The following is a 24563-nucleotide window of genomic DNA, read 5'->3' as shown; positions in this document are numbered from 1 at the left end:
CCGGGGTCGGTGTCAATATCCCGGCCATGCCCAGATTCCTGCACACCGCCGATTGGCAGATCGGCCGCCAGTACGGCCGCTTCGCCCCCGAGGACGCCACGATCCTGGCCGAGGCCCGCTTTGCCGCGGTCGAACGCATCGCCGCGCTGGCCGCGCGCGATCGGGTCGACGCCGTCCTGGTGGCGGGCGACGTGTTCGATGCCCAGGCGGTGTCGGACCGCACCATCCGGCGCCTGTTCAACGCGCTGCGGGGCTATGAAGGCCCCTGGATCCTGATCCCCGGCAATCACGACGCCGCCCTGGCGGAAAGCGTCTGGACCCGCGCGCAGCGGCTGGGCGCGGTGCCACCCCACGCGCATCTGCTGCTGGAGCCGGGCGTGCGCGCATTTCCCGACCTGGGCTTCGCGGTGCTGGCGGCGCCCCTGACCCAGCGGCAGACGCACGACGATCTGACCGCGTGGTTCGACGCGGCGGAAACGCCCGAGGGCCTGGCGCGCATCGGCCTGGCGCATGGCAGCGTCCAGGGCCTCCTGGCCGAGGAGATCGATTCCCCCAATCCGGTCGCCGCCGACCGGGCGCGGCGCGCACGGCTGGATTATCTGGCGCTGGGCGATTGGCACGGTTTCAAGCAGGTCGACGAGCGCACCGTGTACAGCGGCACGCCGGAGCCGGAACGCTTCCGCGACAATGGCTCGGGCCGGATCGTTCGGGTGGACGTGCCGGGCCCAGGCCGGACGCCGTTGGTGGAACCCCTGGAAATCGGCCAGTACCGCTGGCTGGCCTGGGACGAGGCCCTGTTGGTCGCATCCGATCTGGACAGGCTCGTCGCGCGCCTGGACGGCCTGCCGCCCGAGACTGTGCTGGATCTGACGCTGTCCGGGGCCATCGACCTGGCGGGCGAGCGGCGCCTGGATCAGGCCTTGTCCGTGGTCCAGGGGCGCTGCCGCAGCCTGCGGATCCACCGGGCGGGCCTGCGGCTGGAACCCACCGACGAGGACATGGCCGCCCTGCGGGCCGATGGCTATGTGGGCGAGGTGATCGCGCAGTTGCGCCAGCGGCAGGATGCCGCCGCCGATGACGCGGACACCGCGCGCGAGGCGCTGGCGATCCTGACCGGTCTGCTGAGCGACGACGCGGGAGAGGGGCGATGAGACTCTTGCGCTTGCGCGTCGAACAGCTCCGGCGCTTCCGCGAACCGGTGGAAATCCGCGACCTGGCGCCCGGCATCAATCTGTTCGCCGGCCCCAACGAATCCGGCAAGAGCACGCTGGTGCGGGCGATCCGCGCGGCCTTCTTCGAGCGCTTCAAGTCCAGTGCCGCGGAAGATTTGCAGCCCTGGGGCGATACTTCCGCCGCGCCCGCCATCGCACTGGAATTCGAGTGGCGGGGAGAGCGCTGGACACTGAACAAGCGCTTCCTCAAGCAAAAACGCTGCGACCTGGAGATCGGCGCCCGGCGCTTCAACGGCGACGAGGCCGAGGAAAAGCTGGCGGAACTGCTGGGCTATCAGTTCCCCGGCAAGGGCGCCAGCAAGGCCCAGCATTGGGGCGTGCCCGGCCTGCTGTGGATCGAACAGGGCGAGGGCCAGGAGTTGCGCGAACCGGTGGCGCATGCGGGCCACTATCTGAAATCCGCCCTGGGCGAGAGTCTGGGGGATCTCGCCAGCAGCGCGGGGGATGCGCTGATCGCCCGGGTCGAGGTCGAACGGGCGAAGATGCTGACGTCCACCGGGCGCCCCACCGGGGAATACGCGGAGACGTTGCGGCGGTGCGAGGACGCCGGGGCGCGCCTCGAGGCGCTCGACCGGGACATCGCCTCCTATCGCCAGCAGGTGGATCGGCTGGCCGAACTGCGCCGCTTGCGGGCCGAGGACGCCGGCCGGCCCTGGGAAGTCTACCGCCGCCAGGCCGCCGAGGCCCAGGCGAAGCTGACCGAGGTCCAGGATTGGCTCCAGGCACGGGAACATGAGAGGCAGGCCCTGGAGCATTGCGTCGCCAGCCGACAGCACGGCCTCGACCAGCAGACGGCCCATGCCCGCCAGCATCAGGAACTGGAGCAGCGGGCCCGGGACAGGGACCTGACCGGACGGCGGATGGCTGAACTGCGGGCGGACCAGCCCCGGATCGATGCGCTGGTCGAGCGGGCGCGCGCCGAGTATGGCATGGCCGAGTCTCGCCTGACGACGGTTCGCCGACGAGCCAGGCGGGCCGATCTGGCCGGCGAACTGGACCGGCTTGCGCCGGAGCGGAAACGGCTGGCCGACGACCTGGATCAGGCGCGGGCCGTGCAGGCGCGGCTGCTGTCCCTGCGCGAGCGCTTGCAGGGCATCCGGCTGGACGAGGCGGCGCTGAAGCGGGCGCGGTCTCTGGACCGGACGCTGGCCGAACTCGACGCCGTCCGCCAATCCGCGGCCACCCGCCTGGCCTACGACCTCTTGCCGCGGCAGCGGATCCAGGCGGGGGACGAGACCCTGTCCGCCCGGGGCGAGCGGCTGCTGCTGGAACCCGTCGAACTGGACATCCCGGGCGTCGGCCGGCTGCGCATCCGTCCCGGGGGCGAGGACGTGGCCGACCTGGCCCGCCGCCGCCAGGAGGCCCAGGACCGGTTCGATGCGCTGCTGGCCGGCATGGAGGTGGCGGACCTGGGCCAGGCCGAGGACCGGCTGGAACGGGCACGGGCGCTCGGGGACGAGATCCGCCTGGATGAATCCCGACTGGCCGGCCTGGCGCCTCAGGGGGCGGAAGCCCTGGCCGGCCGCCTGGCCCTGGCCGAGCGGCGCCGCCGGGCCGTATCCGAGGCGCTGGCGGCTCTGCCGGAGGACGAACCCGGGACGGATGCCGGGACCGGCGCCGCCGGGACCGTCGACGAGGCCGGAGCCGAGCGCGGGCTGGAGTCCGCGCGCGAAGCGCTGCAAGCCGCCGAGCGGCAGGCCGTGCGGCACGAGCAGGCGCTGGGCCTGGCGGCGCAGGCCGGCCACACGGCCGAGGCCGAATGGCGGCGGCTCCGGGACGCGCTCCAGGCGCCGGACCGCCGGCGGCAGGAACAGGAACTGGTGGCCCGTCTGGTGGAGCTCCAGGCGCGGGAAACGGCCCTGCGGCAATCCCTGGACGCGCTGGACGCGCGGATCGCCGAGGCGCGCCCGGAGATCCTGGAGCAGGACGCGCAGCGGTTCTCGCGCACGGCCGAGACGCTGGAACAGGCGGCCGATGCACGTCGCGAGGAAGCCATCCGGGTGCAGAGCGGCCTCGAGGCCCTGGGTGCCCACGGCTTGGAGGAGCAGCGCGCCGACCTGGGCCGGGAAGCGGAATTCATCGCCCGGCGCCGCGACGAGCTGAAGCGTCGGGCCGAGGCCCTGGACCTGCTGCTGGATTTATTGCGGGCCGGCCGGCAGGCGCTGACCCGCCGCATCCAGGCGCCTCTGCAGCGCCATCTGAATCATTATCTGGGGCTGCTGTTCCCGCAGGCGCGGCTGGACGTGGACGAGGAACTGCTGCCCGAGCGGCTGGTCCGTCCGGGCGCGGGCGGTTCGTCCGGCGAGGCGGTCGAAGCGCTGAGTTTCGGCGCGCGCGAGCAGATGGGCCTGATCACCCGCCTGGCCTACGCCGACCTGCTGCGGGAGGCGGGCCGGCCCACCCTGATCATCCTGGACGACGCCCTGGTGCACAGCGATCATGCGCGCCTGGACGGCATGAAGCGCATCCTGTTCGACGCCGCGCAGCGCCACCAGATCCTGTTGTTCACCTGCCACCCCGATCGTTGGCGCGACCTGGGCGCGCGGGTGGTGGAGATGGGGGCGCTGGAGACGGCGTAGGCGTCGCCGCGGCCGGCTCGTCCGCGTTTCTCAGCGGGGAAATCCCGATCGGGCCGCCCTCCGGATCCTGCATCAGCTTTTCGCCCAGGTAGTCCAGGAAGGACCTCAGCGCCGGCGACATGCCGCGCCGTGACAGATAGGCTGCGTGCACGATGCCGGAGGCCAGCGACCAGTCGGGCAGGATGCGCTCCAGCCGGCCTTCGGCAATGTCCTCGTGGCACATGTAGTCGGGCAGCATGCCGACGCCCACCCCGCCCAGGATGGCGAAGCGCAGTGTCATCAGATCGTCGACGACACAGACGGGGCGGCAGGCGGCTTCGTGCCGCGCGCCCTGCGGGCCGAGCAGGCGCAGGCGCACTTTGCCGCCCGTCGCCGACATGCCGACCGCGTCGAAGCGTTCCAGGTCGGCGGGTTGCGCTGGCCAGCCGTGGCGCCGCAGCAGTTCCGGGCTGGCGACCAGCAGGCCCTGGCTCAGACCGAGCCGTTTGATGATCGCGCTGCCGCTGTCGTCCAGGGTCGGGCGGACTCGCAGGGCGATGTCCACGCCTTCCTCGGCCAGGTCGACGACGCGGTTGCTGACCTGTACTTCGAGACGCACCTTGGGGTGGCGCGCCAGATAACCGGGGATCAGAGGGCCGATGGTGCTCTGGGCCAGGGTCACGGGACAGGACACGCGCAGGGGGCCGCGCGGCTCGGCCAGAATCCGGGCGAGTTCCGCCTGGGCCTGGTCCGCCTGGTCGCGCACGGCGACGCAATGGCGGTGGTATTGTTCGCCGGCCGCCGTCAGGGAAAGCTTGCGGGTGGTGCGGTGCAGGAGCCGCACGCCCAGTTCGGCCTCGAGCCGGGCGATCCGCCGGGACAGCCTCGAGGTCGGCAGGTCCAGCGTCCGGGCCGCACCCGCGAAGCTGCCATGGTCCACGACTTCGGCGAAATAGCGCATGTCGTTGAGGTCATGCATGATCTATTCACATCAAAAATAGAACAATCTATACATTAATCCAGATCTTATCAATTTCTGGTGCCTAATGGAAAATGACGTTCTTCGCAACTCTGTCATCCGAACGGGACTCATCATGAAACTGCTGCACATCGATTCCAGCATCTCCGGCCAGAACTCCGTCACGCGCGGCCTGACGCGCAAGATCGTCGAGCAGCAAAAGGCCGCGAACCCCAGCCTGGAAGTGGAATATCTGGATCTGGCCCTGCAGGCGCCCGCCCCTCTGTCGCTGGATGCGCTGGGCTTCCGGCTGCCGCCGTCGGCCGAGGCGCTGACCGACATCCAGCGGCGCGAGAACGCGGTGTCCGAGGCAATGGTCACCCAGCTGATTGCGGCCGATGTCGTGGTGATCGGCTCGCCGCTGTACAACTTCACCGTTCCGGCCCAGCTGAAGGCCTGGCTGGACCGCGTGGCCCAGGCGGGTCGCACCTTCAAGTACACCGAGACCGGTCCGGTCGGCCTGCTCGGCGGCAAGACCGTGGTCCTGGCGCTCAGCCGCGGCGGCGTGTATTCGACCAGCGACGCCGGCAACGCCATGGAGCACCAGGAAAGCTACCTGAAGACGATCTTCGGCTTCATGGGCGTGACCGACATCCGCGTCGTGCGCGCCGAAGGCATGGACATGGGGCCCGAAAGCCGCGAGCGCGGCCTGGCCCAGGCGCAGGAAGACATCCTGGCCCTGGCCGCGTGATCCGGGCTCGCTTGGGTCGGATCATGTCGCTGGTTCGCTCTGCCGTGTAAGAGCACTGTCTTCGGCTTCCCGCCCTGCGATCCCGCAGGCGGGCCCGTGACGATCTCACGCCGGCATGGGCAGCCGGCCATCCACCAGGAACGCGTCGAGCGGGTAGGTGTGGACGGCGCGATCGCCGACCGGCTTGAACGCGACTTCGCGGGCGCTCAGCTGGCATAGCCAGGGGCGCATGTCCCGGGGGGATTTTCCAGCCAGCGCCCGCGGCGTGAACAGGCCGATGCACAGGCCTTGCGCGGGGTCGCGCGCCGAGCGGTATTCGAAGGCCTCGACGCCCGCTTCCCGCATGGCGGTCCCGAGCGTCTGGGTCGCCTGGTAGCGCGCGGGATCGGCCAGCGCGGCCCGATGGGTGTCGAAAGGCGGATCTTGCAGCCGCAGGCCGCGTTCTGTACGGTAGCCGACGGAAAACAGGGTGTGCTGGCTCTGGATGGCGTCCCCGGCCGGGGGCGCGTCCATGGAAAACCAGAACACGAAGCGGTAATAGGCGGATTCGGCCAGTGTCGTCCCGAGGGCGCGGCCGCCATAGAGCAGGCCGGGTTCGTGGGGCCGTCCGAAGCGCGATCCCCAGGGCAGAGGCGGGTAGCGGAAGGGCGTGCGCAGCAGGTAGTGCAGGCGTTCACCGCTGGCGGGCCAGGGCGGCTTGGCCTCGTCGAGCAGGGCCTCCAGGACGGCCTGTTCCTCCAGCGTGTCCACGTATCCCAGGGTGGCGACGTGCTCCTGGCTTTCGACCAGGCGGTGCAGCAGGCCCTGGATGGGGCCGATGCGGCGCTCGCCCGCGCAGTCCCGCCACAGCCCGCCGGCTTCGGCGCCGGTCTTCGAGCCGGCGCCCCCGCGGCCCGTGGTCAAATCTTGCCCCGCATCGCGTCCACGAAGCGCAGCACCGTCATCAGCCCCTGGATCGTGGCGATCTGTTCGGCCGGCACGCCGCCCGTGACGCGGTTCGGGACGTGCATGAAATGCCGGATCCATTCGACGTCGCCGCCCGTGAGCGCGTACAGGGCGCGCGCCAGGCGCACCAGCAGCAGGGCCAGTTCGCCCTGCTTGGAGGCGGGATCCAGCGACTGCGCGGTCTTCATCCGGCTGACGGCGGTGCGGTGCATGCCCAGGACGTCCGCCAGCCCCGCCTGGCGCAGGCCGAGCTGTTCGGCGGCCCGGAGGACGGCCTTGGCCAGCACGGCGTCCGGCGCGGGCACGGTGTTCGGCAGGGCGGTCATGGCAGTTTCCAATGGATGTCCAATATGCACTTATTATGATCTATATGTGTGAAATGAACAATACAGGAATGGCCATACAGGAATGGCCATCGTTCTAGCTGGCGACCCGGCAGCCTTGCCAGGAGCCTTCTTCGACCAGGCGGACCGCCAGGTCGCGGCACAGCCTGAGCACTTCCTGCGTGGCCACGGACATTGGCAGCGTCTCGCTCACGCACAGGCAGATTTCCCTGGATGGCCTGAAGGCCAGGAGATGCATCTTGATGCCGCCCTGCCGGACTTCCTCATGGCCGGCGGAGTAGGGCAGGACGGTCGCCGCGATGCCGGCCTTGACGGCGGGAATCAGGATGGCGGACGTGCTGGCCTCCGCCAGCAGGTGATAGGACAGGTGCCGCTGCAGGAAGGCATGCTCGATCCGGGCCCGGAGCGTGTTCGGCAGGCTGGGCAGCACGAGCGGGTATTTCGCCATCTCCTCCAGGGAGACGGGCGCGTCGGTCCGGCGCAGCGCCGGGTGGGTGAACAGATAGAGGTCCTCGAGCAGGATCGGTTCGCAGGACATGCCCTTGGGCTTCTTGGGGTCGGGCGCCAGGGCGAAGTCGACGCGTCCCTGCATGACCATGGAGGTCAGGTCGGCGCTGGGCACGTCCACGATCTCCAGTACGATGGCCGGGTGGCGTTCCCTGACCCGCTGGATCAGGTGCAACGCCAGCATTTTGGCGGTGCTGGACGCCATCCCGATCGAGACCGTGCCCGAGACCACGCCCTGCTTGCGTGAAATCAGCGCCCGGGTATTGTCCACCTGGCGCAGGATGGTGCGGGCATGCCGGTACAGCAGCTCGCCTTCTTCCGTCGCCAGCATGCCCCGGGCCGTGCGATTCAGCAGTTTGACCCCCAATTCCTCTTCCAGCAGCATTACCTGCTGGCTCAGGGCGGGCTGCGCGATGTGCAGCATTTCCGCCGCGCGGGTCATGTTCTGGGTTTCGACGATACGGGTGAAGTAGTTCAGTTGTCGCAGATTCATGGCGCGCCTCCGGAATCGCCCCGACCAGTATCCAATAAGAAAATCCGATTGCTTGCTCAGTAAATACTATTTCAATTCGCCGGACGCCTTTCCTAGAATCGATGAAAACGAAGAAAGGAGACGTCGCGGTGGATTTGCCTCTCAAGGGATTGAAAGTACTGGATCTGACCCGTGCCCTGTCGGGGCCGTTCTGCACCATGATCCTGGCCGATCTGGGCGCCGAGGTGATCAAGGTCGAGCCGACGCCGGACGGCGACATGATCCGTCAGTGGGGGCCGTTCGATCATGGCATAAGCGTTTATTATCTTAGTGCCAATCGCAACAAGAAAGGCGTGGGCGTCGATTTCCGGCATCCGGACGGCCTGCCGCTGCTGCGGCGCCTGGCGCTGCGCTCGGACATCGTGGTCGAGAACTTCCGCGTCGGCACCGCCGAAAAAATGGGGCTGGGTTATGAAACCCTGGCGGCCGAGCATCCCGGGTTGGTCTATGCGTCGATCTCCGGTTTCGGCAATCGCGGTCCCGCCCGGGATTGGGCGGGCTTCGACCAGATCGCCCAGGGCTATTCGGGCTTCATGAGTCTTTCCGGCACGCCCGAGACCGGTCCGATGCGGGTGGGCACCGCGGTTGGCGATCTGACCTCCGGCATGTGGGCGGCGATCGGGGTGCTGGGAGCCTGCGTGGCCCGCCAGCGGACCGGCCTGGGCCGGTACGTGCACGGTTCCCTGCTGAGCAGCCTGATGGGGCTGCTCAGTGTGCAGGGGCAGCGGTATCTGAGTCTCGGGGAAGTGCCCCAGCCCTGCGGAAACGTTCATCCGGTGATCGCGCCGTATGGCACCTTCCAGACGGCCGATGGGCCTTTGAACCTCGCGCCCGCCACGCAGGATATGTGGCTGCGGCTGTGCGAACTGCTCGGCTGCCCTGAACTGGCGGAAGACTCCCGCTTCAAGCTCAACGCGGACCGTATCCGGCATCGGCTGGAGCTCAAGGAACTGATCGATGCGCGGCTGCGGGCGCGCGGCCGCATGGAATGGACCGCCCTGTTCATCCAGGCGGGCATTCCGGCCGGCCCCATCAATACGCTGGCGGACGTCTTCGCCGACGAGCAGGTGCGCCAGATGCAATTGGTGGAGACGGTCCGGCATCCAGATCTGGGCGAATTGCGCCAGGTCGGATTGCCGTTCTTCATGCAGGACGGGACCGGCGCGAGTTCTGCGGGTGCCACGGTGCACTCTCCGCCGCCGCGCCTGGGGCAGCACACGGTCGAGGTGCTGCGGCAATACGGCGTGGAGGGCGACGAGATCGACCGCCTGCTGAGGGATCGCGTGATTTTCCAGGGCGCGGACGTGTAGGAATCGAACAGTTTTCAACCGCAGGACCCGGCATGCGAAGTCACACAGAGGACGAATGCCCAATCATGACAGGAGACAACCATGCAACTCAGGACCCTATTGCTGGCTTTGGTGTGCGTACTGGCCGCGTCGGCGGCTCAGGCCAGGACCTTGAAGCTTTCCCATCAGTGGCCCCAGGGCGATGGGCGGGACGCCGGCGCCCGGCTGTTCATCCAGGAGGTGCAGAAGCAGGACCCTTCCTTGAAATTCCGGGTCTATCCCGGCGCGTCGCTGATCAGCAACCCGCTCAAGCAGATCGATGCGCTGGCCGACGGGTCGATCGACCTTTCCATCTTTCCCTTGATCTACGCGGTCGGGAAGGCGCCCGAATTTTCCATCACCATCCTGCCCGGCGCGATCAGCGGCGTGCGGGACGCCATGCGCTTCAAGGGCACGGACTATGAAAAGCGCCTGCAGGACGTGGCCCGGAAGCAGGGGTTCCATATCCTGACCTGGTGGTGGACCGAAGGCGGCATCGCCGATACGGCCCGCCCCATCACGACGCCCGACAGCGTCAAGGGGCTGAAGTTCCGGGGCGCCGACCGCACGATCGACACGATGCTGAAGACGGCGGGAGCGTCGGTCTTTTCCATGCCGTCGACCGAGCTGTACAACGCCATGCAGACCGGCGTGCTCGACGGCCTGATGACGTCCTATGAAACCTTCATGAGCATGCGCCTGTACGAGCAGACCAAGTACGCCACCCTGGGCGGGGACTACACCATCTTCGTCGTGTTCCAGCCCCTGGTGATGTCGACCAAGGCCTGGGATGGCCTGAGCGACGCGCAGAAGCGTGTCTTCGAGAAGGCCGCCGACGCCACGCTGCCGGCTTTCAACAAGGAGCAGGACCGCATCAAGCACGACACCGTGAAGAAGTTCGAGTCCGCGGGGGTGCGGGTCCACGCCATGACCCGGGACGAGTACAAGAGCTGGCTGGAATTGGCGCATAGGACGGCATGGCCGGAGTATGCCGCCATCAGCCCGGAGGCCAAGGGTCTGCTGGAGTCGGTCGAAGCCCTGTCGAAGTGACAGGAACCCTGTCCACGGATACCGGAGAGCGTCGTGCGCACTTTGGAAAAATGCATGGCCCGGGTCAACCTGGCCCTGGCCGTACTGGCCGCCATCCTGCTGGTCGCCGCGACCCTCATCATCACCTGGATGGTGTTCAAGCGGGGAATCGGCCTGCAGAGTTCCTGGGAGCTGGAAACGGCGATCGAGCTTATGATCGGCGCGACTTTCCTGGCATCCCCGTACACGCTGGTCACGGGCGGGCACGTCAAGATGGATCTGCTGGAAAGCCTGCTGTCCGGCACGTCCGGCCGCTGGGCGGCGCTGCTGCCCAAGGCGCTGGCCTGCGCGGTGTGCTTCTACCTGGGGTGCGCGGGACTGGAACTGACGATCCATGCCTATGTCACCCACGAACGCGCGCTGGGGGTCTGGCAGCCGCTCGTCTGGCCCAAGTATTCGACGGTGGCGGTGGGCATGCTGCTGACCGCCTTCCAGTACGTCCTCGACATCCTGCGCGCCATCGGAGCGCGCCGGCAGGAGGTGAAGAATGTCTGAACTGCAGATCGGCTTCGCGCTGTTCGTCGCCACGTTCCTGGTCCTGTTCTCGGGCATCCCGATCGGCTTCGGCCTGGTCCTGATCTCCATCGTGTTTCTGCTGGTCTTTGGCGACGCAGGGGCGCTGTCCTCCGTCTCGAGCATCTTCATCGGGGAGCTGTCCAGCTTCGCGCTGCTGACGATCCCGCTGTTCGTGCTCCTGGGCTGCACCATCGGGGCCTCCCGGGCCGGCAAGGACTTGTACGAGGCGCTGCACCGCTGGCTGGTGCGCGTGCCCGGAGGTCTGGTGATCGCCAACATCATGGGGTGCGGCTTGTTCGCGGCCATGTGCGGTTCCAGTCCCGCGACCGCCGCGGCGATCGGCAAGATCGGGATTCCCGAGATGATCGATCGCCAGGTGCCCGCGCGGCTGGCGACCGGCTCCATCGCGGCCGGCGGCACCCTGGGCATCCTGATCCCGCCTTCGCTGACGCTGATCGTGTACGGTATCGTGACGCACACCTCGATCGCCCGCCTGTTCCTGGCGGGGGTCGTGCCCGGCATCCTCCTGGTGGTGCTGTTCGCCCTGTACGCCTGGCTGTCGAGCGTGCGCCTCGACCGGCTCCGCCAGGGCGGCGGATCGGTGCCGGAGGCCTATACCCTGGGGCAGAAGCTGCGGGGATCGGTCCGGTCGCTGCCTTTCCTGGCCATCATCGTGGCCGTGACCGTGTTCATGTACACCGGCTTCGCCACGCCCTCGGAAGTGGCGGCCGTGGCGGCCTTCATGGCGCTGGTCCTGGTGGTGTTCCTGTATCGGACCTACCGGATGCGCGATGTCTGGCCCATGATGCGCGACACGGTGCGCGAGTCCTGCATGATCCTCATGATCGTGGCCGGCGCCGCCGTGTACGCCTACATGATGTCCTACCTGTACATCACGCAGAGTCTGGCGGAATGGGTGTTCGGCTGGGGGCTCAGCGATTGGCAATTGATCCTGTTGCTGAACGTCTTCCTGCTGGTCGCCGGCTTCTTCCTGCCGCCGGTCTCCGTGATCCTGATGAGCATGCCGGTGATCCTCCCGGTTCTGCAGCAAAGCCACATCGATCTGGTCTGGTTTTCCATCGTCATGACCATCAACCTGGAAATCGGCCTGATCCACCCGCCGCTGGGCCTGAACCTGTTCGTCATCCAGGGCGTCGCGCCCCAGGTGGCCCTGCGCGACATCATGCTGGGGGTCCTGCCGTTCGTGGCGATCATGCTGTCGTTCATCGTGGTGCTTGCCGTTTTTCCGGAACTGGCGACCTGGCTGCCGGACCGGCTCATGGGGGCGGGTGCCTGACCCGGGATAATGGATGATGAACCGCAGTCCGGACAAGGAGCCGCGAGATGCAGGATCGAGAACCTTCGCTGGAATTCAGGGATGACGTCGCCGTGCTGACGCTGCGGCGGATTTCGCAGCACAACCGGATCGCGCCCGACGATTGCGCCGTGATCCGCGGGCATCTGCGCCAGGCCGCCGCCCGGGAAGGCCTGCGGGCGCTGGTCCTGACCGGGACGGGGGACAAGACGTTCAGTTCCGGTTATACGCTGGGGGCGATCCGCGACCAGCTGGACAGCCGCTTCGAAGACATGCTCGACGCACTGGAGCGGTTCCCCCTGCCCACGCTCTGCGCCCTGAACGGCAGCGTCTACGGCGGGGCGACCGATCTGGCCCTGTGCTGCGATTTCCGGATCGGGGTGACCGGCAGCCGGTTCCTGATGCCGGCTTCGCGGATCGGCCTGCATTATTATCCGGGCGGCATCCGCCGCTATGTGACGGTGCTGGGGCTGGCGGTGGCCAAGAAGCTGTTCCTGACGGCCCAGGCCATCCATGACGAGGAAATGCTGCGGATCGGTTTTCTGCACGAGGCGGTCGACCGCCGGGACCTGGCGGCGGCCGTCGACCGCTACCTGGAAGGCATCCGCGGCTGCGAGCCGACTGTGCTGCGGACCATGAAGGCCGACCTGATGCGGGTGGCGGCCGGCCGGTACGACGAGGCTGCGCTGCGGGCGCACTACGAGGCTTCCCTGCGGTCCGAGGCCCTGGCGTCGCGCCTGGAGACGCTGGCCGCGCGGTCGTGAGACCCCGGCGCCGCGGCCCGCTCAGTCGCGGAAGTTCTGGAACTGCAGCGGCAGCTCCACATCCGTCTTGCGCAGCAGGGCGATGGCCTGCTGCAGGTCGTCGCGTTTTTTGCCGGACACGCGCAGCTTGTCGCCGTTGATCTGGGTCTCGACCTTGATCTTGGCCTGCTTCACGACGGCGATGAGCTTTTTCGACACGGCCTGCTCGATCCCTTGGCGGATGGTGATCTTCTGGCGGGCGCCGCCCAGGTTTTCCAGCGGCTCGGCCTCTTCCATGCAGCGCACGTCGATGCCGCGCGCCGACAGGCGTCCGCGCAGGATGTCGGTCATCTGCTTGAGCTGGAAGGCGCTGGGCGCCGCCTGGGTGACGACGTAGCCTTCCAGTTCGAAGCTCGCGGCCGTGCCCTTGAAGTCGAAACGGGTGGCGAGTTCGCGGTTGGCCTGGTCGACGGCGTTGGTCAGTTCGTGCTTGTCGACTTCGGAGACGACGTCAAAGCTGGGCATGGGGCGGGCTCCTGGAAGAAGAAGGCGATATTCGATTGTAGAGGCTGGAGCGGCGTCGCAGTAACCGTAACCGCCGGGCGGCCTACAGGCCTACAGTGCCCGCAGCCCGACGTACAGCGCGGTCCCCGCCGTGATGCTCAGCAGGGTCTGGCGCGTGCGCCATTGCAGCAGGACCACCAGGATCACGGCGGCCAGTTCCTGCCAGGGCAGGCCGCCGTGTCCACGCGCCTGGCCGGCCGCGGTGTCGATCAGCAGCAGGACCATGATCGACAGGGGCAGCGAGTCGCCGAGCTTGTGGACGATGGGGTGGCGGCGCAGCCAGTGGCCGGCGATGAAAGGCAGGGCGCGCAGGAGGATGGTCACGAGGGCCATCAGCGCGATGGTGGTCAGGACGTAGCCGGTGTCAGTCATGGGCGGCTCCCGCGGCCGGCGCGGGCCGGGGGGGGCCGCAGGGCGGCGGCCAGCAGGCTGAGCGCGATGGCGATGGCCAGCGCCTGGGACGGCATCAGGACCTGGCCGGCGGCGTAGGCGGCGAGCGCGATCCAGATCGGCAGGGCGTCGCGCCGGGCGCGCCATTGCTCGACGGCCAGGACGGCGAACAGGGCCGCCAGCACGAAATCCAGCCCTGTCAATCCGATCCGGGCCTGGGCACCCAGCATGGCTCCTAGCGCGGTGCCGAGCACCCACCAGCCCTGGTTCAAGGCGCTGACCAGGGTCATGCGCGGCACCCGTTCCCGGGCGGGCAGCGCCGTCAGGACGGAATAGGTCTCGTCGGTCAGGGCGAAGATGCAGTACCAGCGCCTCCAGCGGCTGGCCGGCAGGGTATTCAGCAAGGACAGGCCATAGAACACGTGGCGCAGGTTCAGCACCAGGGTCGCCAGGACGATGGCGCCGACCGGCAGGCCGGCGGCCAGTATCGGCACCATCATGAACTGGGCGGCTCCGGCGTAGATCAGCAAGCTGGAAGCCAGGGCCAGCCAGCCGGAGCCGCCGGCCTGCACGAACAGAAAGCCGAAGACCGCGCCCAGCGGCACATAGCCCATGGCGACCGGCGCGGTCAAGCTGGGGATCGAAAGCGGATTCGAGGCGGTGGACATGATCGGGACGCAGGGTGGGACGGCGGGCGCGCCGGGCACGCGAGCCTACAATTATAGGGATTTCACACACGGCGCCCGTGGCCCGCGCCTGCCGGGTCACGGGCCACGGGCGCCGGGACCGGGATGGGGAAGAGGGATGGACGAATCGAAGGAATCCAGCGAGTCGAGGTGCCCGGCGCGGCCGGCGGCGTGGACGCCACCCGGGCCCTGGGCGCCGCGGGCCGGCTTCATCGGCGCGGGTCGGCTGGCGCGGGCGCTGTCCCTGGCTCTGCGGGGGGCCGGCGTTCCCGTCGTCCGGGTCGCCAGCCGTTCGGACGCCAGCGCCCGGGCCCTGGCTGAATCGTTGCCGGACTGCCGGACCGGTGATCCCGAAGCCGTGGCGCGGGATTGCGACCTGGTGTTTCTCACGTCGCCCGATGCCTCGATCGCCGACATTGCGCGCGTCGTACCCTGGCGCGCGGGCCAGGCGGTGGTGCATTGCAGCGGAGCCACTCCCGTCGCCGCGCTGCGGCCCGCCGCCGAGGCGGGCGCGCTGATCGGCGGCTTCCATCCCATGCAGGCCTTCGGCGCGGACCCGGGGGCGGCGCTCGCCAGCCTGCCGGGCTGCACCGTGGCCGTCGAGGCGGAGCCGCCGCTGGACGCCCTGCTGCACGAACTGGCTCGCCGCCTGGGCTGCGTCGGCCTGAGCCTGCCGCCGGGCGCGCGCGTGCGCTATCACGCGTCGGGCGGCTACGCGTCCCAGCACGTCCACGTCCTGTTGGCCGAGGCGGTGCGCCTGTGGCGGTCCTGGGGGGCGACCGAACAGCAAGCCCTGGACGCGCTGCTGCCGCTCTTGCGGGGCACGGTGGAGTCCCTCGCGCGCAGCGGGGTCGCGGCGGGCATGCCGGGCCCGGTGTCGCGCGGGGACGCGGGGACGGTGAGCCTGCACCGCCAGGCGCTGCAGGCGGTCGATCCGGACATGCGCGATCTGTACGATCGCCTGTGCCGCCGGGGCGTGGCCCTGGCGCGCCAGGCCGGGCGGCTGGGCGCGGCCGGCGCCGAGGGTGTCGAGCGGGTGCTGGACGCGCTCCCCGATCCCTGAATCGTGGCGGCCGCCTGGCTCGCGCCTCAGGCCAGGCGCAGCAGGATGGCGCCCAGTACCAGGATGCAGGCGCCCAGGATGCGGGACGGCCCCAGGCGCTCGCGCAGGTACAGGCCCGCGATCAGGGTGCCGAACAGGATCGATGTCTCCCGCAGGGCGGCGATGACGGCGATCGGCGCCAGTGTCATGGCCCACAGGGCGACTCCGTAGGACATCACGGACCCGAAGCCGCCCGTCAGGCAGGACCGCCAGTGGCCGCGCAGGTAGGGCGGCAGTGCGCCGGGGCGGGCGCGCAGGCCGATCAGGGTCATGGCGCATCCCTGCAGCAGGAAGATCCACAGCGTGTAGCTGGCCGGCGCGCCCGACAGGCGGACTCCGACGCCGTCCACCAGGGTGTAGCCGGCGATGACGGCGGCGTTCAGCAGGGCGAGCCGCAGGCCGGAGGACGTTCGAGGCGTGCCGGAGGGGCGCAGTCCGATGCACAGGATCCCGCCGCAGATGGCGGCGACCCCGGCCAGGGCGGTGGGATTCAGGGACTCATGGAACAGCGCGGCGGACGCCGCGGCTACCAGCAGAGGCGCGGTGCCGCGCATCACGGGGTAGCTCGCGCTCATGTCCGCGATCCGGTAGATCCGGGCCAGGAGCCTCATGTAGGCGATCTGCAGGACCAGGGATGTGAGGATGCAGGGCCAACTCGCCGCGGCGGGCGCCGGCAGCCAGGGCAGAGCGGCCAGGGCTATGGAGGCGGACGCCGCCGCGATGCCGGTGGTACTCAGCAGGGTGTCCGCGCTGCGCTTGATGAGGGCGTTCCAGCCGGCGTGCAGCAGTGCGGCCGCCAGGACGGCGCCGTAGACGAGGTCGGGCCGGACTGTCATGGAGGGAGGGCAGGGCGGTCAGGCGCCCGCCGGCGCGGCGGCCTGGCACACGTCCACCCAGGATGCGCCGGTCAATCGGGCCAGGCGTTCGGGGTCGATGCGCACGGCGCTGCGGGTGGAGCCTGCCGCCGGCATGACGACGTCGAAATCGCGCAGGCTGATGTCGCAGTAGACCGGCAGCGGCCGGGTCAGGCCGAAGGGGCAGACGCCGCCCACCGGGTGTCCGGTCAGGTCGGCGACCTCTTCGGCTGGCAGCATCTTGACGCGGCCGCCGAAGGCCTGCTTGAGCTTGCGGTTGTCCAGGCGCGCGTCGCCCCGCGCCACGACCAGGACGACGGAGTCGCCCGTCCGCAGGGACAGGGTCTTGGCGATCTGGCCGGGTGCCACCCCGTGGGCTTCGGCCGCCAGGGCGACGGTGGCGGTGCTCCGCTCCAGTTCGAGGATGTCCAGATCGGGGGCATGCTGGGCGAAGAATCGCCGGACGGATTCGATCGTCATTCAGGGCCTGTTCACACTGATCAGGGAGATCGCGTTGGGCCTGGGCGCTGTCGAGCGCGAGGCGTCCACCGCGGCAAGGCTCAATGTCTTGCGAAGATGAGTCCGGACAGCGGGCAGTTCCTGCGGACCGCCCGGCGCCTGACGAATCCGGGCCGCTTGCAAGCGGCTCGGTGGGGCGGCAACGCGGCGGGCGGCGGCACCCAGGCAACTCCGCGGGAAGCCATGAAGAATCCGTCTGCCCCGCGTTGCCTGTCTTGCGCGTATGGACATACGCGCCGCGCCGTGCGCCTCGTTCAGCCAGATTTTCATGTCTTCGCGGCTCCTTGATCGATGTGAACAGGCCCTAAAATTCCAGGGTTATTCCGTCTACCATCATAGGCATTTCAGGTGTGAAATGCTTTGAAACAATCCGGGTTCTCCGGACAGGAAAGAAAGGCGATGGCCCGATGCTGAACCTGGATGCCCGCACCTTGCTGATCGTCGAATCCTTCGTGCTGTTTCTCGTGGGGGGGCTGATGCTGCTGGCCGCCTTGCTGGGGCGGCGCGACCGCACGCTGCTGTGGATGTCGGGCGCGCTGCTGATCGGTGGGGTGGGTTTCGTGATCAGCATCGCGCGCGGGCTGCCGGGCTGGCGCGATCTCGTGATCGTGCTGTCCAACATGCTGCTGGTCACGGCGCATGCCTGCGTCTGGGCGGGCCTGCGGGTCTATGCCGGCCGGCCCGTGCGCCCGCAGGTGCTGCTGGCGGGTGCGGCGGCCTGGTTCACGCTGTGCCTGTGGCCGTGGTTCATGGACTCGGATGCCGCGCGGCTCCTGGTCTTTTCCCTGCTGGCGATCGGCTACCTCGTGGCGGCCGGTCGGGAAATATGGCCTGAGCGGCGCGGGGATGCCGGATCGGTGTTTCCCTTGCTGATCGTGTTGATCGCCCATGGTCTGTTCTACCTCTATCGCGTAGGTTCGGCCGTCCGGGTACCGGGCATGTCCTGGCTGCTGTGGCCGGATTTCGCCGTGACCATGCTGGAAGGCATCCTGTTCAGCATCAGCCTGTCCTTCGGCATCCTGATTCTGGTGCGCGCGCGGGAGGAACGGCGGTACCGCCATGCGGCCCTGCACGACGCGCTGACCCGGTTGCCCAATCGGCGCGCCCTGTTCGATCAGGGCGCTTCGGCCATGGCGCGGGCGCACCGGGAGGGCCGGGACATGGCTCTGCTGATGTGCGACCTGGACTGGTTCAAGCGCATCAATGACGAGCGCGGGCACGACGCGGGCGACCGGGTCCTGGCTCTGTTCGCCGACATCCTGCGCTCCCAGGTGCGCGCGGGCGACCTGTGTGCCCGTATCGGTGGCGAGGAATTCATCGTTCTGGCGCCGGACCTGGGGCCCCTGAGCGCCCAGGCCCTGGCGGACCGGATCCGTCGCGGCCTGGCGGAACGCACCTCCCGGACGACCGGACGCTTGAGCGTGAGCATCGGCATCGCTTGCGCGTCGGTGGCCGGCCACGAGCTCGACCGCCTGCTGGCTTGCGCCGACCGGGCGCTGTACGAGGCCAAGGCCGCGGGGCGGGACTGTGTCCGTCAGTCGGCCAGCCGGATCGCGGCCGGCCGGCCGGGCGCTCCCGCCGCGCGGGCGCGCGCCGCCGGGGCCGCCACGCCTTCCGCCGAGGTCTGAGCATGGGCGGTCTGGACCCGCGCACGCTGCTGATCGCGGAAATCCCGATCCTGTCGCTGGTGGGCGGGCTGATCCTGGCGGCGGCCCTGCTGGGCCGCCGCGACCGGACGCTGGGATGGACCGGGGCCGCGCTGCTGCTCGTCGGGGCGGGGTTTCTGCTGGGCGTGGCGGATCCGGGCGGCGCCTGGTGGCGATCGGTGGCCGGTTTCGGCGCCTTGCTGATTCTGGCGCATGCCTGCGTCTGGACCGGCTTGCGGGCATTTTCCGGGAAGCTTCCGCTATGGCCGTGGATCGCGGCCGGCCCGCTGGCCTGGTGCCTGGTCTGCCTATGGCCCGGATTCGTATTCTCGGGCATGGCGCGCGTCATTGCATATGGCCTGCCGACTCTGGCCTATACCGGAGCGTCCCTGTGGGAACTGGGGTTCGATCCGCGCGGGAAGGGAGGAAATACGAGGCTGGCGGTCCTGCCGTTCGGCATCGTGCTGCTGCACGGCGTGCTGGCCGCCGTCCGCATGGCGGCGGTGTCACTGTCGGGACCCGGGCCGGGGCGGTTGCGCTTCGATTTCCCGATGGCGGTGTTCGAGGGCATATTGTTCTTCATCGGCGTGGCTTTCGCCATCCTGATGATGGTGGGCGGGCGCTCCGAGCGGCGCTACCGGCATGCGGCCCTGCACGATGCCCTGACCGACCTGGCGAATCGGCGCGCCCTGTATGAGCGGGGCGGTGGCATGCTGCGGGAATCCCTGGCCCGAGGGCGGACCGTCGCCCTGCTGATGTGCGATCTGGATCGCTTCAAGCGTATCAATGACAGTTGCGGGCACGAGGCCGGCGATCGGGTGCTGGCCGCTTTCGCGGGCGTGCTGCGCCGTGCCGTGCGCAAGGGCGACTTGTGTGCGCGGATCGGCGGCGAGGAATTCGTTGTCTTGGCGCCGGATATGGACGTCGAAGGCGCCCTGAGCCTGGCGGCGCGGATCCGGGACCATCTTCGGGAGTGCGATTGCCGGATCTGCGAGCCTCTGAGCGCGAGCATCGGCATCGCCTGCGCGCCTCAGGACGGCGACGAACTGGGTCCGCTGCTCGCCCGGGCGGACCGGGCGATGTACCAGGCCAAGGATGCGGGCCGCGACTGCGCCCGCTCGTGGGCCGGGGATGATCCGGAGAGCGGCTCAGCCGCCGTAGCCGGGGGCGGCGGCGGGCGTGCGGGCCAGCATCCAGTCGATGCCTGACTCCCCGTGCGCCCGCAGCCAGTCGTTGGCCTGGCGGAAATGGCCGCAGCCGATGAATGGACGCGGCGGACGCAGGGCGGACAGGGGCGAGGGGTGGTTGGCCGTCAGCACTTCGACCGGGCCGGTCGGGGGCTGCATGTCCAGCAGCGCGCGCCGCGCCTGGGCGTGCGAGCCCCAGAGCAGCAGGACCTTGGGGCGAGCCTCGCGCAGCACCCGCATGATCAGGGCGTCGGTGATATGTTCCCAGCCCTTCTTGGCATGCGAGGCCGGCTGGTGGGCTTCGACGGTGAGCGAGGTGTTCAGCAGCAGCACGCCCTGGCGCGCCCAACGCACCAGGCTGTTGCGCGGCGGCTGTTCGGGTTCGCCGTATTCCAGTGCGAGTTCCTTGAACATGTTGCGCAGGCTGGGCGGCGCGGGGCAGAAATCCGGCACGGAGAACGCCAGGCCCTGGGCCTGGTTCGGCCCGTGGTAGGGATCCTGGCCGACGATCACCACCTGGACCGCGTCCGGCGGGACCTCGATCAGGGCGCGGAAGGGTCGCAGCGGGAAGATGCACGCCCCGGCGGCCAGCCGTTCGGCCAGCATCGCGTCGAGCCGGTCCAGGATCCCTTGCAGGTGGGGGGACTCCAGCGCGGATTTCCAGGCGGACGGCAGGGTGTCGATCTGGGCCCTCAGGGAACCCTGGAACGCGTTGTGCACTTCGGTGTCGGACGGGGGGAGCATGGTCGTTTGTCGGGATCGGGAGTTCAGGGAATGGGTGGGCGCCGGCCGGTCCGGCGTTTCCATGATCAGCGCGGACAGATTCTGATCAGTGTAGCCAGGCGATCGGGCAGGCGGGGATCATCCATCTGCGACACGTTGAAGCGCATCATGTTCCCGGCCGCCTGCGCCTGGCTGAAGACGTTGCCGGGCGCCAGCATCAGGCCCTGCTGCAGGCCCGCCTGCGCCAGGCGCGCGCCGTCGATGCCGTCCGGCAGCCGGCACCACAGGAACATGCCGTCCTCGGGTTCGTGCCAGGGCCGCAGGCCCAGGGCGTCCAGCAGGCGGATGGCGCGGGGGATCGCCAGCGCGAGGCGCTGGCGCAGCAGCCGCGTGTGCTGCTGCCAGGCGCCGTCGCGCAGCAGCCGGGCGATCACCGCCTGGGTCAGGCCGGCGCCGGAGAACGTCGTCGCGGTGCGCAGGTCGGCCAGGGCATCCAGCCAGTCTTCGCGCGCGATCAGGTAGCCGCAGCGCAGGCTGGCGGACAGGGTCTTGGAAAAACTGCCGACCTGGGCGACACGGTCGCGGCTGTCGTCGGCCGCCAGCCGGGCCGAGGGTCTGGACTCGAGATCGCCGAAGATGTCGTCCTCGATCAGGATCAGGTCGTAGGCGTGCGCCAGCGCCTGGATGCGCCGCGCCTTGTCGGCCGACAGCCGGGCGCCCGTCGGGTTGTGCGGCCCGGCGTTGCTGAGGTAGAGACGTGGGCGGTGTGCCTTCAGGGCGGCCTCGAAGCGGTCCATGTCCGGCCCGTCGGGCGTGTGGGGCACGCCGACGACGCGGGCGCGGTGCGCGCGCAGCAGCGCCAGGAAGTTGAAATAGCAGGGGTCGTCCACCAGGACGGCATCGCCCGGCTCGATCAGAAAGCGGCATAGCAGGTCCACGGCCTGGGTTCCGGAATCGGTCAGCAGGATGCGTCGAGGGTCGATTGCGAGGCCGCGTGTGCCCAGGTGCCGGGCGATCTCGCTGCGCAGCGCCGGCAGGCCCAGTGCGGGAGCGTAGTCCGTCAGCGGAGCGTCCGGATCGCGCGCCACCTGGCGCAGGGCGCGGCGGATGGCGTCCCGGGGCATCCAGTCGTCAGGCAGCCAGCCGCAGCCGGGCTTCAGAGCCTGGGCGCCGAGGTCCAGTGACTGGCGCGACACCCACAGAGGATCGATCTGGCGGTCCAGGCGCGGGCCGATCTCGGCCAGCGCCAGCGGAGCCAGGGGCCCGGCGACGTAGAAGCCTGCGCCGGCGCGCGCCCGGATGGCGCCTTCGGCCGCCAGCCGGTCGTAGGCCTCGACGACGGTGGACTTGGAGACGCCATGCCGCTGCGCCATGCCTCGCAGGGACGGCAGGCGCGCGCCGGGCGGCCATTCTCGGGCGGCGATGCGCTGGCGCACGAAGCGCATGATGGCGGCGGTGCGGCCCGGCGGGGGGAAAGGCGGGATATCCATGGGCGGCGGCCATCTCCGGATCGGTGGACGAGTCCGCGAGGGTTGGGGGCTGTTCACACTGAACAGTACAGTTGATTGGTATTGTACTGTACTGTATCTGGATTCCGCTTCAGGGACGAGGCATTCTGAAGCCCGCAGCATCTCCTGTACAGGACAAAAGGAAACGCGGATGAACACCACCACGCGCGGCTGGATCAACGGCATGATCGGGGTCGTGATCTTCAGCGGATCATTGCCGGCGACGCGGCTGGCCGTCCTGGGGCTCGACCCCCTGTTCGTCACGGCGGTGCGGGCCGCCCTGGCCGGTCTGCTGGCCTTGGCCGCGCTGGCCTTCATGCGCAGCCCCCGGCCCGCCCGGGCCGACCTGGGCGCCCTGCTGCTGGTGGCCTTCGGAGTGGTGCTCGGCTTTCCCCTGTTTTCCGCCCTGGCCCTGCGGACCATTACTTCGGCGCATTCCCTGGTCTTCATCGGCCTGCTGCCATTGACGACGGCGATCTTCGGTACCTGGCTGGGCGGCGAGCGGCCTTCCCGCGCGTTCTGGATGTTCGCCCTCCTGGGCGCGGCCTCGGTGGCCGGATTCGCGCTCAGTCGGGACGGTTCCGGCTCGCTGGGCGCCGACGCCCTGATGATGGTCGCCATCGTCACCTGCGGCTACGGCTACGCCGAAGGCGGCCGTCTGTCGCGTCGGCTGGGCGGCTGGCAGGTCATCTGCTGGGTGCTGGCGCTGTCGCTGCCGGTCAGCCTGCCGCTATCCGTGGTCCTGCGCCCGGCCGCGTGGACCGGCATCCCCGCGTCCGCCTGGGGCGGCCTGGCCTACGTGGCGGTCTTCAGCATGCTGGTGGGCTTCGTCTTCTGGTACCGGGGGCTGGCCCAGGGCGGCATCGCCGCCGTCGGCCAGCTGCAGTTGCTGCAGCCCTTCATGGGCCTGATGCTGGCTGCCTGGCTGCTGGGCGAACCCGTCACGCCGGTCATGCTGGCGGTCACCGCCTTCGTCGTGGCTTGCGTGGCGGGGGCGAGGTACACGGCGGCGGCCCCGGCGGCGGCTCCGGAGGCCGCGCGCTGACGGGCTCTTCGGCGCGGGGCGCCGGATTGCGCCAGACGGTTCCGGACCGATCGCGCCAGTGGCAGGACGGCCGCTCGTCCCCTATCCGGACGTGTCGGCCTTCAGGGTGGCCACGAAGCGTTGTGTGCGCGGGTCCCGCGGATTGCGGAACAGATCGGCGGACGGGCCGGCCTCGATGACCGAGCCGTCCTGCAGGAACACGGTCTGGCGGGCGATCTGCGCCGCCAGGCGCAGGTCGTGAGTGGCCATCAGCATGGTCATGCCCTCGGCGGCCAGGTCTCCCAGGACGGCGACCACTTCCGCCGCCAGGCCCGGGTCCAGGGCCGATGTGGGTTCGTCGCACAGCAGCACGCGCGGCTCGGGCGCCAGCGCGCGGGCGATGGCCACGCGCTGCTGCTGGCCGCCGGACAGGCTGGATGGCCAGGCATCGGCCTTTTCCCGCAGGCCGACCTTGTCCAATAGCCCCAGGGCGCGGTCGCGGGCGCGCTCGCGGCTCCAGCCCTTCACTGTCACCAGGCCTTCCATCACGTTCTGCACGGCGGTCTGATGGGGGAACAGCTGGAAGTTCTGGAACACCATGCCGGTCTGCTGGCGGATGCGCTGTACCGCCGGCCGCGGCGGGTGGAGTCCGGGCTGGAATGCCAGGGTCTCCTCGCCCAGCGCCAGCCGGCCCGCGTCGGGGACGTCCAGCAGGTTCACGCAGCGCAGCAGGGTGCTCTTGCCGCTGCCCGAAGGGCCGATCAGCGCGGTCACCCGGCCTTCGGGGATGTCGACATCGACGCCGTGCAGCACCTCGTGGCCGGCGAAGGACTTGCGGATGCCTCGCAGTTCGATCATCGCTGCCCCTCGGTGAAGACGGCGTGCTGCCCGAAATGGCGTTCCAGGCGCGCCTGGGCCGCCGACAGGAAGGAGCAGAGCACCAGGTAAATCAGGGCTGCCTCCACGTACAGGATCAGCGGTTCGTAGGTCACGGAAGCGATGCGCTGGGCCGCCTGGAAGATTTCGGGCACGGTGATCACCGCGGCCAGCGAAGTGTCCTTCACCAGGGCGATGAAGGAATTGGCCAGCGGCGGCACGGCCACGCGCGCCGCCTGGGGCAGCACTGTGCGCCGCAGCGCCTGGGCGCGCGTCATGCTCAGCGAATAGGCGGCGTCCCACTGACCCCTGGGGATGGCCTCGATGGCGCTGCGGATGACCTCGGCGTTGTAGGCGCCCACGTTCAGCGAAAAGCCGATCAGGGCGGCCGGCAGCGGGTCCAATACGAAGCCGACGCTGGGCAGGCCGTAGAAGATCACGAACAGCTGCACCAGCAGCGGCGTGCCGCGGATCAGCCAGACGTAGAACCGGACCAGCGCCACCAGCGGCGGCGGACCGAACAGCCGCGCGATCGCGGTCAGAAATGCCAGCAGCAGCCCCGCCGCGAAGGACAGAAGCGCCAGCGGCACGGTAAATTTGATTCCCCCGACCAGCAATGGCCAGAGGGAATCCATCATCAGACGAAGCCAGTCCGGCACGGTCGGG

The 24563-nt window shown here is 69.3% G+C and carries 25 protein-coding genes; 12 read left to right on the top strand and 13 right to left on the bottom strand.

Translation table 11 applies throughout. The features are described 5' to 3' along the window. Positions 1-26 precede the first annotated feature (26 nt). Both ACTPOE_RS14990 and ACTPOE_RS14985 read left to right on the top strand, forming a co-directional pair. Positions 27-1151 carry a metallophosphoesterase family protein gene (locus tag ACTPOE_RS14990; RefSeq protein WP_458873045.1) on the top strand — a complete coding sequence of 375 codons (1125 nt, stop codon included), beginning with the start codon at positions 27-29 and terminating at the stop codon, positions 1149-1151. Beyond that, positions 1148-3811, top strand: coding sequence for an AAA family ATPase (locus tag ACTPOE_RS14985; RefSeq protein ID WP_458873044.1), 2664 nt, complete (start codon positions 1148-1150; stop codon positions 3809-3811). Before ACTPOE_RS14990 ends, ACTPOE_RS14985 begins: the two co-directional genes overlap by 4 nt. On the opposite strand, the gene ACTPOE_RS14980 is transcribed toward ACTPOE_RS14985, so the two are convergent. Next, entirely contained in the window at positions 3738-4769 is a 1032-nt protein-coding gene (locus ACTPOE_RS14980; protein WP_458873043.1) for a LysR family transcriptional regulator, read from the bottom strand. The genes ACTPOE_RS14985 and ACTPOE_RS14980 overlap by 74 nt on opposite strands. 115 nt (positions 4770-4884) lie before the next feature. Between ACTPOE_RS14980 and ACTPOE_RS14975 the strand changes: the two genes are divergently transcribed. Continuing rightward, entirely contained in the window at positions 4885-5499 is a 615-nt protein-coding gene (locus ACTPOE_RS14975; protein ID WP_458873042.1) for an FMN-dependent NADH-azoreductase, read from the top strand. A 105-nt stretch (positions 5500-5604) separates the two neighbouring features. On the opposite strand, the gene ACTPOE_RS14970 is transcribed toward ACTPOE_RS14975, so the two are convergent. The 3 genes from ACTPOE_RS14970 to ACTPOE_RS14960 all read right to left on the bottom strand — a co-directional run bounded on the left by ACTPOE_RS14970 (position 5605) and on the right by ACTPOE_RS14960 (position 7788). Continuing rightward, a complete protein-coding gene (locus ACTPOE_RS14970) occupies positions 5605-6402 on the bottom strand; it encodes an RES family NAD+ phosphorylase (protein ID WP_458873041.1) in 798 nt (265 codons plus the stop codon). Then, the gene (locus tag ACTPOE_RS14965; RefSeq protein ID WP_458873040.1) at positions 6399-6770 is read right to left on the bottom strand and encodes an MbcA/ParS/Xre antitoxin family protein; all 372 of its coding nucleotides are present in this window, start codon (positions 6768-6770) and stop codon (positions 6399-6401) included. Before ACTPOE_RS14965 ends, ACTPOE_RS14970 begins: the two co-directional genes overlap by 4 nt. Positions 6771-6864: 94 nt before the next feature. Beyond that, complete coding sequence (locus ACTPOE_RS14960; RefSeq protein WP_458873039.1) at positions 6865-7788, bottom strand: LysR substrate-binding domain-containing protein; 924 nt, start codon at positions 7786-7788, stop codon at positions 6865-6867. A 128-nt stretch (positions 7789-7916) separates the two neighbouring features. On the opposite strand from ACTPOE_RS14960, the gene ACTPOE_RS14955 reads away from it, so the two are divergent. The 5 genes from ACTPOE_RS14955 to ACTPOE_RS14935 all read left to right on the top strand — a co-directional run bounded on the left by ACTPOE_RS14955 (position 7917) and on the right by ACTPOE_RS14935 (position 12839). Then, positions 7917-9137: a CaiB/BaiF CoA transferase family protein gene (locus ACTPOE_RS14955; protein WP_458873038.1), complete on the top strand. Its 1221-nt coding sequence runs from the start codon at positions 7917-7919 to the stop codon at positions 9135-9137. Positions 9138-9218: 81 nt separating this feature from the next. Beyond that, a complete protein-coding gene (gene dctP / locus ACTPOE_RS14950) occupies positions 9219-10205 on the top strand; it encodes a TRAP transporter substrate-binding protein DctP (protein ID WP_458873037.1) in 987 nt (328 codons plus the stop codon). A 33-nt stretch (positions 10206-10238) separates the two neighbouring features. Next, positions 10239-10739, top strand: coding sequence for a TRAP transporter small permease subunit (locus ACTPOE_RS14945; RefSeq protein ID WP_458873035.1), 501 nt, complete (start codon positions 10239-10241; stop codon positions 10737-10739). Next, positions 10732-12057, top strand: coding sequence for a TRAP transporter large permease (locus ACTPOE_RS14940; protein ID WP_458873034.1), 1326 nt, complete (start codon positions 10732-10734; stop codon positions 12055-12057). The genes ACTPOE_RS14945 and ACTPOE_RS14940 overlap by 8 nt, the downstream gene beginning before the upstream one ends. Positions 12058-12104: 47 nt before the next feature. Then, entirely contained in the window at positions 12105-12839 is a 735-nt protein-coding gene (locus ACTPOE_RS14935; protein ID WP_458873033.1) for an enoyl-CoA hydratase/isomerase family protein, read from the top strand. Between the two features lie 21 nt (positions 12840-12860). On the opposite strand, the gene ACTPOE_RS14930 is transcribed toward ACTPOE_RS14935, so the two are convergent. The 3 genes from ACTPOE_RS14930 to ACTPOE_RS14920 form a co-directional block, all read right to left on the bottom strand. Next, on the bottom strand, positions 12861-13343 hold the full coding sequence (locus ACTPOE_RS14930; RefSeq protein WP_458873032.1) for a YajQ family cyclic di-GMP-binding protein: 483 nt from the start codon (positions 13341-13343) through the stop codon (positions 12861-12863). A gap of 90 nt (positions 13344-13433) precedes the next feature. Beyond that, entirely contained in the window at positions 13434-13754 is a 321-nt protein-coding gene (locus ACTPOE_RS14925; protein WP_458873031.1) for a branched-chain amino acid transporter permease, read from the bottom strand. After that, complete coding sequence (locus tag ACTPOE_RS14920; protein ID WP_458873030.1) at positions 13751-14440, bottom strand: AzlC family ABC transporter permease; 690 nt, start codon at positions 14438-14440, stop codon at positions 13751-13753. Before ACTPOE_RS14920 ends, ACTPOE_RS14925 begins: the two co-directional genes overlap by 4 nt. A 136-nt stretch (positions 14441-14576) precedes the next feature. On the opposite strand from ACTPOE_RS14920, the gene ACTPOE_RS14915 reads away from it, so the two are divergent. After that, positions 14577-15521 carry a Rossmann-like and DUF2520 domain-containing protein gene (locus ACTPOE_RS14915; protein WP_458873029.1) on the top strand — a complete coding sequence of 315 codons (945 nt, stop codon included), beginning with the start codon at positions 14577-14579 and terminating at the stop codon, positions 15519-15521. A gap of 26 nt (positions 15522-15547) precedes the next feature. On the opposite strand, the gene ACTPOE_RS14910 is transcribed toward ACTPOE_RS14915, so the two are convergent. Together ACTPOE_RS14910 and ACTPOE_RS14905 are read right to left on the bottom strand one after the other, a co-directional pair. Next, a complete protein-coding gene (locus ACTPOE_RS14910; protein ID WP_458873028.1) occupies positions 15548-16396 on the bottom strand; it encodes an EamA family transporter in 849 nt (282 codons plus the stop codon). Between the two features lie 18 nt (positions 16397-16414). After that, a complete protein-coding gene (locus ACTPOE_RS14905) occupies positions 16415-16894 on the bottom strand; it encodes a YbaK/EbsC family protein (RefSeq protein ID WP_458873027.1) in 480 nt (159 codons plus the stop codon). Between the two features lie 446 nt (positions 16895-17340). Here ACTPOE_RS14905 and ACTPOE_RS14900 point away from each other — a divergent pair, with 446 nt between their 5' ends. Both ACTPOE_RS14900 and ACTPOE_RS14895 read left to right on the top strand, forming a co-directional pair. Further along, positions 17341-18561 (top strand): GGDEF domain-containing protein, encoded by a 1221-nt coding sequence (locus tag ACTPOE_RS14900; RefSeq protein ID WP_458873026.1) that lies wholly within the window; start codon positions 17341-17343, stop codon positions 18559-18561. A 2-nt stretch (positions 18562-18563) separates the two neighbouring features. Continuing rightward, entirely contained in the window at positions 18564-19787 is a 1224-nt protein-coding gene (locus tag ACTPOE_RS14895) for a GGDEF domain-containing protein (protein WP_458873025.1), read from the top strand. Here ACTPOE_RS14895 and ACTPOE_RS14890 read toward each other — a convergent pair. Together ACTPOE_RS14890 and ACTPOE_RS14885 are read right to left on the bottom strand one after the other, a co-directional pair. Next, positions 19728-20510 carry a uracil-DNA glycosylase gene (locus tag ACTPOE_RS14890; protein ID WP_458873024.1) on the bottom strand — a complete coding sequence of 261 codons (783 nt, stop codon included), beginning with the start codon at positions 20508-20510 and terminating at the stop codon, positions 19728-19730. The genes ACTPOE_RS14895 and ACTPOE_RS14890 overlap by 60 nt on opposite strands. Before the next feature lie 65 nt (positions 20511-20575). After that, complete coding sequence (locus tag ACTPOE_RS14885; RefSeq protein ID WP_458873023.1) at positions 20576-21979, bottom strand: aminotransferase-like domain-containing protein; 1404 nt, start codon at positions 21977-21979, stop codon at positions 20576-20578. 169 nt (positions 21980-22148) lie between these two features. On the opposite strand from ACTPOE_RS14885, the gene ACTPOE_RS14880 reads away from it, so the two are divergent. Next, positions 22149-23042, top strand: coding sequence for a DMT family transporter (locus tag ACTPOE_RS14880; protein ID WP_458873022.1), 894 nt, complete (start codon positions 22149-22151; stop codon positions 23040-23042). An 81-nt stretch (positions 23043-23123) separates the two neighbouring features. Here ACTPOE_RS14880 and ACTPOE_RS14875 read toward each other — a convergent pair whose 3' ends face one another. After that, the gene (locus ACTPOE_RS14875) at positions 23124-23879 is read right to left on the bottom strand and encodes an amino acid ABC transporter ATP-binding protein (RefSeq protein WP_458873021.1); all 756 of its coding nucleotides are present in this window, start codon (positions 23877-23879) and stop codon (positions 23124-23126) included. Beyond that, positions 23876-24556 (bottom strand): amino acid ABC transporter permease, encoded by a 681-nt coding sequence (locus ACTPOE_RS14870; RefSeq protein WP_458873020.1) that lies wholly within the window; start codon positions 24554-24556, stop codon positions 23876-23878. Before ACTPOE_RS14870 ends, ACTPOE_RS14875 begins: the two co-directional genes overlap by 4 nt. Positions 24557-24563: the final 7 nt, after the last annotated feature.

The sequence above is a fragment of the Castellaniella sp. WN genome (assembly GCF_054457555.1).
Note: the sequence above shows the minus strand (reverse complement) of the source record. Positions and strands in the feature narration are given on the sequence as shown.

Bases quoted from the DNA above. Each gene is read 5' to 3' on its own strand.
- ACTPOE_RS14975 (WP_458873042.1), top strand. From the start codon at position 4,885: ATGAAACTGCTGCACATCGATTCCAGCATCTCCGGCCAGAACTCCGTC.
- ACTPOE_RS14930 (WP_458873032.1), bottom strand. From the start codon at position 13,343: ATGCCCAGCTTTGACGTCGTCTCCGAAGTCGACAAGCACGAACTGACC.
- ACTPOE_RS14900 (WP_458873026.1), top strand. From the start codon at position 17,341: ATGCTGAACCTGGATGCCCGCACCTTGCTGATCGTCGAATCCTTCGTG.
- ACTPOE_RS14895 (WP_458873025.1), top strand. From the start codon at position 18,564: ATGGGCGGTCTGGACCCGCGCACGCTGCTGATCGCGGAAATCCCGATC.
- ACTPOE_RS14905 (WP_458873027.1), bottom strand. From the start codon at position 16,894: ATGACGATCGAATCCGTCCGGCGATTCTTCGCCCAGCATGCCCCCGAT.
- ACTPOE_RS14885 (WP_458873023.1), bottom strand. From the start codon at position 21,979: ATGGATATCCCGCCTTTCCCCCCGCCGGGCCGCACCGCCGCCATCATG.
- ACTPOE_RS14960 (WP_458873039.1), bottom strand. From the start codon at position 7,788: ATGAATCTGCGACAACTGAACTACTTCACCCGTATCGTCGAAACCCAG.
- dctP (WP_458873037.1), top strand. From the start codon at position 9,219: ATGCAACTCAGGACCCTATTGCTGGCTTTGGTGTGCGTACTGGCCGCG.
- ACTPOE_RS14890 (WP_458873024.1), bottom strand. From the start codon at position 20,510: ATGCTCCCCCCGTCCGACACCGAAGTGCACAACGCGTTCCAGGGTTCC.
- ACTPOE_RS14935 (WP_458873033.1), top strand. From the start codon at position 12,105: ATGCAGGATCGAGAACCTTCGCTGGAATTCAGGGATGACGTCGCCGTG.
- ACTPOE_RS14985 (WP_458873044.1), top strand. From the start codon at position 1,148: ATGAGACTCTTGCGCTTGCGCGTCGAACAGCTCCGGCGCTTCCGCGAA.
- ACTPOE_RS14980 (WP_458873043.1), bottom strand. From the start codon at position 4,769: ATGCATGACCTCAACGACATGCGCTATTTCGCCGAAGTCGTGGACCAT.
- ACTPOE_RS14940 (WP_458873034.1), top strand. From the start codon at position 10,732: ATGTCTGAACTGCAGATCGGCTTCGCGCTGTTCGTCGCCACGTTCCTG.
- ACTPOE_RS14910 (WP_458873028.1), bottom strand. From the start codon at position 16,396: ATGACAGTCCGGCCCGACCTCGTCTACGGCGCCGTCCTGGCGGCCGCA.
- ACTPOE_RS14880 (WP_458873022.1), top strand. From the start codon at position 22,149: ATGAACACCACCACGCGCGGCTGGATCAACGGCATGATCGGGGTCGTG.
- ACTPOE_RS14875 (WP_458873021.1), bottom strand. From the start codon at position 23,879: ATGATCGAACTGCGAGGCATCCGCAAGTCCTTCGCCGGCCACGAGGTG.
- ACTPOE_RS14965 (WP_458873040.1), bottom strand. From the start codon at position 6,770: ATGACCGCCCTGCCGAACACCGTGCCCGCGCCGGACGCCGTGCTGGCC.
- ACTPOE_RS14920 (WP_458873030.1), bottom strand. From the start codon at position 14,440: ATGTCCACCGCCTCGAATCCGCTTTCGATCCCCAGCTTGACCGCGCCG.
- ACTPOE_RS14915 (WP_458873029.1), top strand. From the start codon at position 14,577: ATGGACGAATCGAAGGAATCCAGCGAGTCGAGGTGCCCGGCGCGGCCG.
- ACTPOE_RS14990 (WP_458873045.1), top strand. From the start codon at position 27: ATGCCCAGATTCCTGCACACCGCCGATTGGCAGATCGGCCGCCAGTAC.
- ACTPOE_RS14925 (WP_458873031.1), bottom strand. From the start codon at position 13,754: ATGACTGACACCGGCTACGTCCTGACCACCATCGCGCTGATGGCCCTC.